The sequence below is a fragment of the Bacteroides acidifaciens genome, from assembly GCF_024623065.1.
Classification (GTDB): domain Bacteria; phylum Bacteroidota; class Bacteroidia; order Bacteroidales; family Bacteroidaceae; genus Bacteroides; species Bacteroides acidifaciens.
Window position 1 is genome coordinate 1 of sequence record NZ_JANJZR010000117.1, and the last position, 8551, is coordinate 8551.

At 46.8% G+C, this 8551-nt stretch carries 9 protein-coding genes and 1 pseudogene; 3 read left to right on the top strand and 7 right to left on the bottom strand.

Annotated elements, in window-relative coordinates; translation table 11 throughout:
• Positions 1-140: 140 nt before the first annotated feature.
• Positions 141-869, bottom strand: coding sequence for a DUF3845 domain-containing protein (locus NSB03_RS19225; RefSeq protein WP_172504290.1), 729 nt, complete (start codon positions 867-869; stop codon positions 141-143).
• 103 nt (positions 870-972) lie between these two features.
• On the opposite strand from NSB03_RS19225, the gene NSB03_RS19230 reads away from it, so the two are divergent.
• Positions 973-1557 carry a Crp/Fnr family transcriptional regulator gene (locus tag NSB03_RS19230; protein ID WP_024988688.1) on the top strand — a complete coding sequence of 195 codons (585 nt, stop codon included), beginning with the start codon at positions 973-975 and terminating at the stop codon, positions 1555-1557.
• 70 nt (positions 1558-1627) lie between these two features.
• Here the strand turns inward: NSB03_RS19230 and NSB03_RS19235 are convergent, their stop codons facing one another.
• Positions 1628-2530 (bottom strand): helix-turn-helix domain-containing protein, encoded by a 903-nt coding sequence (locus NSB03_RS19235; RefSeq protein ID WP_024988687.1) that lies wholly within the window; start codon positions 2528-2530, stop codon positions 1628-1630.
• Between the two features lie 91 nt (positions 2531-2621).
• On the bottom strand, positions 2622-2819 hold the full coding sequence (locus tag NSB03_RS19240; RefSeq protein ID WP_024988686.1) for a hypothetical protein: 198 nt from the start codon (positions 2817-2819) through the stop codon (positions 2622-2624).
• A 118-nt stretch (positions 2820-2937) separates the two neighbouring features.
• Here NSB03_RS19240 and NSB03_RS19245 point away from each other — a divergent pair, with 118 nt between their 5' ends.
• Positions 2938-5070 carry a Tex family protein gene (locus NSB03_RS19245; RefSeq protein ID WP_024988685.1) on the top strand — a complete coding sequence of 711 codons (2133 nt, stop codon included), beginning with the start codon at positions 2938-2940 and terminating at the stop codon, positions 5068-5070.
• Here NSB03_RS19245 and NSB03_RS19250 read toward each other — a convergent pair.
• The gene (locus tag NSB03_RS19250) at positions 5042-5938 is read right to left on the bottom strand and encodes a CPBP family intramembrane glutamic endopeptidase (protein ID WP_136013700.1); all 897 of its coding nucleotides are present in this window, start codon (positions 5936-5938) and stop codon (positions 5042-5044) included. The two genes, NSB03_RS19245 and NSB03_RS19250, sit on opposite strands and share 29 nt — an antisense overlap.
• Positions 5939-6041: 103 nt before the next feature.
• On the opposite strand from NSB03_RS19250, the gene NSB03_RS19255 reads away from it, so the two are divergent.
• Positions 6042-7091: a leucine-rich repeat domain-containing protein gene (locus NSB03_RS19255; RefSeq protein WP_024988684.1), complete on the top strand. Its 1050-nt coding sequence runs from the start codon at positions 6042-6044 to the stop codon at positions 7089-7091.
• A 121-nt stretch (positions 7092-7212) separates the two neighbouring features.
• Here NSB03_RS19255 and NSB03_RS19260 read toward each other — a convergent pair whose 3' ends face one another.
• The 3 genes and pseudogenes from NSB03_RS19260 to NSB03_RS19270 all read right to left on the bottom strand — a co-directional run bounded on the left by NSB03_RS19260 (position 7213) and on the right by NSB03_RS19270 (position 8396).
• Positions 7213-7314 carry a smalltalk protein gene (locus NSB03_RS19260; RefSeq protein ID WP_159102168.1) on the bottom strand — a complete coding sequence of 34 codons (102 nt, stop codon included), beginning with the start codon at positions 7312-7314 and terminating at the stop codon, positions 7213-7215.
• Positions 7315-7423: 109 nt separating this feature from the next.
• Positions 7424-7822, bottom strand: a pseudogene (locus tag NSB03_RS19265) (N-acetylmuramoyl-L-alanine amidase).
• Positions 7823-7865: 43 nt separating this feature from the next.
• Positions 7866-8396: an HU family DNA-binding protein gene (locus tag NSB03_RS19270; RefSeq protein ID WP_162222246.1), complete on the bottom strand. Its 531-nt coding sequence runs from the start codon at positions 8394-8396 to the stop codon at positions 7866-7868.
• Between the last annotated feature and the right edge of the window lie 155 nt (positions 8397-8551).

Below are 8551 nucleotides of genomic sequence, written 5' to 3' on the forward strand. Positions count from 1 at the left end.
GTTATAGATATACCGTTTTTCTTGTATAGACTAACTAAAATTTATGCATAACCCCACTAGAATTTACGGGTGACCCTTTTTAAGCATTCCAAAGGGATATTCTCAAAAGAAAAAAACGCAAATTATAGTTAGAACTACACTTACTCTTCTAATTTATATATCTCAAAGAAAGACTCCTTATCAATCCTTAGCCGAATTCTGTCTTCCCGCTTCTGCCCTGCCAGATTCACAAACAAGTTGAAATATAACTGGCTGAAAAAAAGGTTGGAACGATTATATTCTATATCGAATGTCCAAGTTCTGCGAAAAGAGTCGAAACAGGCAAATGATTGCTCCCCGCCTTTACACATGAAGACTTCAGGGAAAGATGCAGGCGGATACGGCTGAAACAAGCTCGCCAGTTGGACATAAACAAAGTCAATCATCCAATCATCCCCTGACAAGGTCAATTCGCCTTTCAGACGAAGCTTTACTGCATAAGCCGTGGTTACGTCCGGCGAGGCATAGACAGGAACCTGGCTTTCTTCCGGATAGTTGCCATCCTTGTAGCCGAGACTCATCGTCAATCCTGATGTACCGATTCCATTAAACCCGTTTGCTTCCTGACCAGCCAACTGATTTTTCAGATTCACCATAAATGTCAGTTTGCCGAGGGTAGGATTCCCCGGATATTGCGCTACTGTGTCCAGCACATAATCTTCAGTGTTATAACTTCGGGCAACCAATTCACCCTTTCCATCTTCCAAAGCCGGACCGCCATTCTCTACATCCACATTACCTACCGGATAATAAATAGCATCATTATCTATCGCACAACTACAGAAACAAAGCAGTAATACTGCCAATCTTATTATCTTATTCATTATCATCTTACATCTTGATTTAGAGAACAAATATACATCTTTTTTTGCAGCACACTTGATTTATGTCAACCGTTTTTAGTATTTTTGCACACAACAAGACAGAAAAGACATGGATACACTATTAAGAGATACCGTAAATGCCGTTGTAAACTCCCGTTTTCCCGAGATGAGTATAGAAGGAAGGCGACAGATAGAAAGCATACTGATTCGTGAAGAATTTCCTAAAGGCTCCATCGCACTGAATGAAGGAGAAGTTGCCCACGAAATTGTATTTGTCGGCAAAGGAATGCTCAGACAATACTACTATAAGAATGGGAAAGACGTCACCGAACACTTCTCCTATGAAGGCTGCATCGTCATGTGCATCGAAAGCTTTCTGAAGCAAGTACCTACACGGCTGATTGTAGAAACCCTGGAACCTTCCATCATCTACCTGTTCCCCCGGGACATGATACAGAAACTGGCGAGAGAGAACTGGGAAATCAATATGTTCTATCAGAAAATATTGGAATACTCCCTTATCGTATCACAGGTAAAAGCAGACTCCTGGCGTTTTGAATCCGCCCGCGAACGCTACAATCTCTTGCTCGAAACCCATCCCGAAATCATCAAACGGGCCCCATTGGCGCACATAGCCTCTTACCTGCTGATGACCCCCGAAACATTAAGCCGCGTACGTTCCGGGGTCCTATAAAGGCTTTACGCCTGCGATAACAATACCGGAAACGCCCGTTATCGGCTTTTCCTGTTGTCAAAACCGCCCGTTATCGGCTCTTCCGGTATTCCTTGGGAGACATGCCCGTATAATGCTTAAAGTACTTCCCGAAGAAAGACTGGTTTGCGAAATTCAACCGGTCGGCAATCTCTTGTATATTCATACTTGAAGAATTCAACAACGCTTTCGCTTCCAGAATAACAAACTCATCAATCCACTCTCCCACTGTTTTCCCACTAATCTCTTTTACCACGCCCGACAAATGCTTAGGCGTCAGACAAAGTTGGTCTGCATAAAAACTCACACTACGCTCAGACTGATATGACTCAACCAACGATTCATAAAAACGCTCGAAGATATACTCTTTCCTACTTTTCGCTTTAGGCGAGGCGGCGGCCACAGGAGCATGGTTGTTAAAGATATTGCAAAGTTCGAAGAAAAAGCCCTGCATCAGTCCCAATACGACTTCCCTACGGTATGTCCCCTCTTTGTCTCTCAACCGCTTTCTCACAAACACATGATACTCCTTAACTACTTCCTGCTCATACGGAGTAAGGTTGAAACACGGACAATCCTTCAGATAGAAAAACAATGAAAGTATATTTCCCACTTTGGGCAACGTCTCCAATACATTCTTCGACACGGCAAAAAATATACCTTTATAGTCAGGACTGAAATACCGGTGTTCTATAATCTGATTCGGCAACGCCACCACCATCACCCCCGGCGACAGTTGACACTCACGTAAACTGATATCAAAAGCCCCCTCACCTTCCAGACAAAGCCCTATCGTCAACACTTCCATCTTACTGGGGCCATTGTACAAGGAAATAACGCTCTCTGTATCGAAGAGTGCTATATCATTATCGACAGCATCTATCTTGTTGAAATCTATATGCTTAGAATGAACTACCGAAGAAATACCAATCTTCGGAACACTTTGAATATCCATGTTCTCTCTCTTTTTTCCGACAAATATACCAGCAATAAATCAGAAAGACAAGCCAAGACAGGATATTACAAGACAAAATGAACACTTTTTGCTACTTATTGACTACCCAGAACAAATACTCGGAATCATGCTTGGCAGCAGGCACTGCCCACTCTTCCGGGACGATTTTCCACTGATTCAACGCTTTCGGGACCATCACTTCCTTTTTCCCGATGTAATTCATCAGATAGAGAAAAAAGGTCCTTATCCGTAGAAAAGTTACCGAATTCTGGATATCCGGAATATCCATTAATCATGCAGTTTTGATGTGGCAATTCATTCATTTAAGCCGTAAATATAATAAAACTTGTCGGGTTTATGAGATTTATGATTATTTTTGTCGCTCATTCATTCTCAAAAAACTGTTTATGGAATTATTTCACAAAATGATTTCCGGACTGTTAGGAATACCGGAAAGACAAATAAGCAATACCCTCCGTCTTTTAGACGAAGGTGCTACGATTCCTTTCATCAGCCGCTACCGTAAAGAAGGTACGGGCGGGCTGGATGAAGTCCAGATAGAGCAAATCAAGGAGCAACACGATAAGTTGTGTGACATAGCCAAACGGAAAGAGACGATTCTCAGCACCATCACCGAACAGGGAAAACTGACCACCGAACTGGAAAAACGTATCAACGACACCTGGAACCCGACGGAACTGGAAGATATCTATCTCCCCTACAAGCCTAAACGGAAGACACGTGCCGAAGCAGCCCGCCAGAAGGGGCTGGAACCACTTGCCACTATCCTGATGTTACAAAGAGAAAACAACCTCGACGCCCGTGCCGCATCCTTCGTGAAAGGTGAAGTGAAAGACGTGGAAGACGCCCTGAAAGGAGCCCGTGACATCATCGCCGAACAAGTGAACGAAGACGAACGTGCCCGTAATGCCGTGCGTAACCAATTCGCCCGACAGGCGGAAATCAGCGCCAAAGTAATGAAAGGCAAAGAGGAAGAAGCCGCCAAGTACCGTGATTACTTCGACTTTTCCGAACCGCTGAAACGCTGCACTTCCCACCGCCTGTTAGCCATCCGCCGGGCAGAATCGGAAGGACTGCTGAAAGTCTCCATCACCCCGGACGACGAAGCATGCATCGAACGCCTGGAACGCCAATTCGTACGCGGCAACAACGAATGCAGCCGACAAGTGAACGAAGCCGCCATCGACGCTTACAAACGCCTGCTCAAACCTTCTATCGAAACGGAATTTGCCGCCCAATCGAAAGAGAAAGCAGACGATGAAGCCATCCGCGTATTTGCCGAAAACCTTCGCCAGCTACTTCTCGCAGCTCCATTGGGGCAGAAACGGGTGCTCGCCATCGACCCCGGATTCCGTACCGGATGCAAGGTCGTCTGTCTCGACGCACAAGGAAACCTGCTGCACAACGAAAATATCTACCCGCATCCGCCGGTCAACAAAACCAGTGAAGCGGCAGCCAAACTCCGTAAGATGGTCGAAGCCTATCAGATAGAAGCCATCTCTATCGGCAACGGAACGGCAAGCCGCGAAACGGAAGACTTCATCAGCCGCCAAAGTTTTGACCGCCAGATTCCCGTATTTGTAGTCAGCGAGCAGGGAGCTTCCATCTATTCGGCTTCCAAAATCGCCCGCGACGAATTTCCCGAATATGACGTGACAGTCAGAGGAGCCGTTTCCATCGGACGCCGGTTGATGGACCCGTTGGCGGAATTAGTCAAGATAGACCCTAAATCCATCGGAGTCGGTCAGTACCAGCACGATGTAGACCAGGCGAAACTGAAGAAAGCGCTCGACCAGACCGTAGAAAACTGCGTGAACCTCGTCGGAGTCAACCTGAACACGGCAAGCAGCCATCTGCTGACCTATATTTCGGGCTTAGGTCCGCAACTGGCGCAAAACATCGTCAACTACCGGGCAGAGAACGGCGCCTTCGGCTCGCGCAAAGAACTGATGAAAGTCCCGCGTATGGGTGCGAAAGCCTTCGAGCAATGTGCAGGATTCCTACGTATCCCCGAAGCAAAGAATCCACTGGACAACACAGCCGTGCATCCCGAAAGCTACCACATCGTAGAGCAGATGGCAAAAGACCTGAAATGTACCGTCGACGAACTGATAGCCGGCAAGGAACTTCGCCAAAAGATTAACATCTCCGACTATATCACTCCCACGGTCGGTCTGCCTACCTTACAGGATATCCTGCAAGAGCTTGACAAACCTGGACGTGACCCGCGTAAAGCTATCAAGGTATTCGAATTTGACAAGAACGTGCGCACCATAACCGATTTGCGCGAAGGCATGATTCTTCCGGGCATTGTCGGCAATATCACCAATTTCGGCGCTTTCGTCGATATAGGAATCAAGGAGAACGGACTCGTGCATCTCTCCCAACTAGCCGAACGTTTCATCTCCGACCCGACGGAAGTCGTATCCATCCATCAGCAAGTCATGGTGAGAGTGATGAACGTAGATACCGACCGGAAACGGATTCAACTCAGCATGATTGGGGTGTCTCAAGACTGATTGTCTTTCTCTTCTCTCCCCACCAGACTATCAGAATCGTACATACTATCATAAGTACCGTGCAAATGAGCGAGCCTTCAAAACCGAAGGCTCCGCCATTCAGCACATTTTCTTCGGGCATATGCAGTTTCAGCATCGTAGACATGAAATTGTTCCCGCTCACCTGATAGCCCAGAACCGGCCCTTGTATCCAGTTCCAGAAAAAATGCAGCGAAAGGGGGAAACAAAGATTCCGGGTATATAAATAGGAAGCTCCCAACAACATGCCTGCCAGCACAAGATTTATCATCGGCAGGAAGGCTATCTCCGGATTAAAGATATGCAGGAAGGCAAACAACGCCGCCGAGATGAACAGCGACAGGAATTTATTTAAACGGGTATGCAGCAGATGCCCGAGAATATACCCACGCATCAGAATCTCTTCAAACAACGCGACTAACCCAAAAAACAGCAACGCTCCCAGTAAATCCAACGGCCTGAACTGAAAACCGCTCACTTCTACTTCTCCCATAACCAGAGATAGCCCGAAGCCTACCAGATACAGCAAAACAGCCATCAGAAAACCATACCACAACCCTTTGGCATGCCCCTTGACGGACAATCCCAAATCGGAGAACGGACGCCGCTCCAACCGGAGCATAATGACAGCAGCAGTAAGAACAGCCAGCAGCATACCGCCTTCCAGCAAAATATACCCCACCATCCCCGGATGACGTGCTTCCACACCAAGAACCAATGACAAAAACCCTTGAGCCAATATACCATACAATCCCATACATACAAAAAACACCACAATAAACAGGGGGATACACGCCCATACGGGAAGTCTCTCAGGCTCTTTTTTCTCTACGATGTTGTCTGCCGCCATTTTTACAATTTGTTAATCCGGTTACAAAATTAGATATAAAACATAAAAAAACATCATGTAATCTCTATTTTTCCTATATTTGTCAGAACAAATCCGCAAAATTATGAAAATTAAACTGCTATTGATAAGCTTCTTATTGGCTGCCAACTCATTAGGAGCCACAGCGCAAGTGAGTAAAACGTATTATGTGAGCAAACCGGGAACACTGATTTCCATGATGACGGAAGACGAAGCCAACGCCGTCACCCACCTCACCCTTACCGGAAAATTGAATGCCGAAGATTTCAGACACCTGCGTGATGAGTTCGATAACCTGAAAGTGCTGGATATTTCGAATGCCGAAATAAAAATGTACAGCGGGAAATCGGGCACCTATCCCAACGACAAGTTCTACATTTATATGCCGAACTTTATCCCTGCCTATGCTTTCTCCAGCGTAGTGGACGGAGTGACCAAAGGCAAACAAACTTTAGAAAAAGTAATCCTCTCCGAAAAGACCAAGAATATCGAAGACGCCGCTTTCAAAGGCTGCGAGAATCTGAGAATCTGCCAGATTCGCAAAAAGACAGCTCCAAACCTGCTGCCGGAAGCATTGGCGGACAGCGTTACCGCTATCTTCGTTCCTCTGGGCAGCAGCGACGCTTACCGCTACAAAGACAGATGGCAGAACTTTGCTTTCATCGAAGGCGAACCGGTAGAAGCAACCTTGCAGGTAGGACTTATGGGCAAACTGGAAGAAGAGATTCTGAAAGCAGGGCTTCAACCCCGCGACATCAACTTTCTCACCGTTGAAGGTAAACTGGACAATGCTGATTTCAAACTAATCCGCGATTATATGCCGAATCTGGTATCGGTCGATATTTCAAAAACAAATGCAACGGCTATCCCCGATTTTACTTTCGCGCAGAAGAAGTATTTGTTGAATATGAAATTACCGCATAATCTGAAATCTATCGGTCAGCGCGTGTTCAGCAATTGCGGTCGCCTGTGCGGTACGTTGGAGCTGCCGGCCAGTGTGACGGCTATCGAGTTCGGTGCGTTTATGGGATGCGATAATCTGCGTTACGTATTGGCTACGGGAGATAAGATTACAACACTGGGCGATAGTTTGTTCGGGGACGGTATGCCGAGCAAATTGGTCTATAAGAAATAAAAAGAATTATATAAGATGAGATTGCCAACGATATGCAAATTGAAGTAGATGCTTGAATACGCATATCAGTAACTAAAAAAAGACGGGAAGTAGCGCGCGTACTTCCCGCCGAAATGCAGAATTACAGATTCATCGCATTACCGCCCACAACGCCCAGCACTGCCGAAGCCACTGCGATAACTACTTTCAGAATCATGTCCCAAAGAGATTTCTTGACTGCCATAATTTTACACACTTCCTTTCCGACTCTTTAAATGATTAGTTACTCTTTTTCTTAGTCACCTTTTTCTCGAAAACTCATCTTTCACCTCAAAGCACGGACACGCCTTAATTCACTCTTCCGGTTCGGTTTCCCCGTTTCCGTTACGGTCGGGCGAGAGGTCGCGATGACCGCATACGCGGTAGCCGGAGAATTTCTCAAGCAGCAGATTCACCAGTTGCCACAGCGAAGATCATTGAGCCCGTGTCCGCGTGTCTGCCGGACATCCCCGGCAATCCAGACCACCTTCGTAACAGACACCTATCGACTGAGCGTTGAAGCCTCGGGCGTGCGCTCCGATACGGTCAATCGGACGGGTGAGGTGGACTGTTCCGTCCTTGCGGATGTAGTAGTGATAGCCCGTGCCGTTGAATCCGCGGCGGCGGTGCATCGTTTCCAAGTCATCCGGGGTGAGCGAACGGTCTTCGCGTGTGGCGGAACAGTGAATCACAATCAAATCAATTTTTCTCATAGCATAACTTTATGTCAATCGTCTACTGCCAGTCGGTTATTACTTATGCTGCCGGGTCCGGGTCGGGAGTTTCACCGCCATTGTCTCCCCCGCCACCAGGATTCTCATTGCCACCGGGATTCTCACCGCCACCGTCGTCGGGGTTGCCCTCAGTTTTCTTCTTCTTGGGCGCGTCGAGGTCGAGAAACTCGATTTTCTCATCAGCACGGGTAGATGACAGATTGGGACGGACACTGCTCGAAGGACGGAAGTTGATGTTCACCGCCTTGATGTTCTTCATCGTACAGTCCTCTTTCTTATCCACTCCCAGTGTGGTGGCGGAGAGGCTGAATACACCGAAGTCACGGATATTAACGGACTTGCCGTCGAACAATGCCGCACGCATCGCTTCTACAAGATTGGTCAGCACACTCTGGATATCACCCAGCGACAAGGAACTCTTGTCCTTCATAGTGTAAGCGAGTTTATCCAGGTCTACACTCTGTCCCTGCGTCACAAGTTGCGGGTGAAACTTCACCACCCCATCAACCTTTCTCGGGTCTTTACGACCCACTCTTTTAAATGGTATTGCCATGATAACTTTTTTAATTGAAAAATTGAGAGCCTGTTTAAATTTTCCTGAGATTATGTTAGATAGGCTTTACCGACCAGCTTTTATTCGTCACATAGTCTCCGTCATGCTCCTCACAACAACAGAAAATATACTCGAAAGCAACTCTCAAAACTGTG

Bases quoted from the DNA above. Each gene is read 5' to 3' on its own strand.
- NSB03_RS19225 (WP_172504290.1), bottom strand. From the start codon at position 869: ATGATAATGAATAAGATAATAAGATTGGCAGTATTACTGCTTTGTTTC.
- NSB03_RS19230 (WP_024988688.1), top strand. From the start codon at position 973: ATGGATACACTATTAAGAGATACCGTAAATGCCGTTGTAAACTCCCGT.
- NSB03_RS19235 (WP_024988687.1), bottom strand. From the start codon at position 2,530: ATGGATATTCAAAGTGTTCCGAAGATTGGTATTTCTTCGGTAGTTCAT.
- NSB03_RS19240 (WP_024988686.1), bottom strand. From the start codon at position 2,819: ATGGATATTCCGGATATCCAGAATTCGGTAACTTTTCTACGGATAAGG.
- NSB03_RS19245 (WP_024988685.1), top strand. From the start codon at position 2,938: ATGGAATTATTTCACAAAATGATTTCCGGACTGTTAGGAATACCGGAA.
- NSB03_RS19250 (WP_136013700.1), bottom strand. From the start codon at position 5,938: ATGGCGGCAGACAACATCGTAGAGAAAAAAGAGCCTGAGAGACTTCCC.
- NSB03_RS19255 (WP_024988684.1), top strand. From the start codon at position 6,042: ATGAAAATTAAACTGCTATTGATAAGCTTCTTATTGGCTGCCAACTCA.
- NSB03_RS19260 (WP_159102168.1), bottom strand. From the start codon at position 7,314: ATGGCAGTCAAGAAATCTCTTTGGGACATGATTCTGAAAGTAGTTATC.
- NSB03_RS19270 (WP_162222246.1), bottom strand. From the start codon at position 8,396: ATGGCAATACCATTTAAAAGAGTGGGTCGTAAAGACCCGAGAAAGGTT.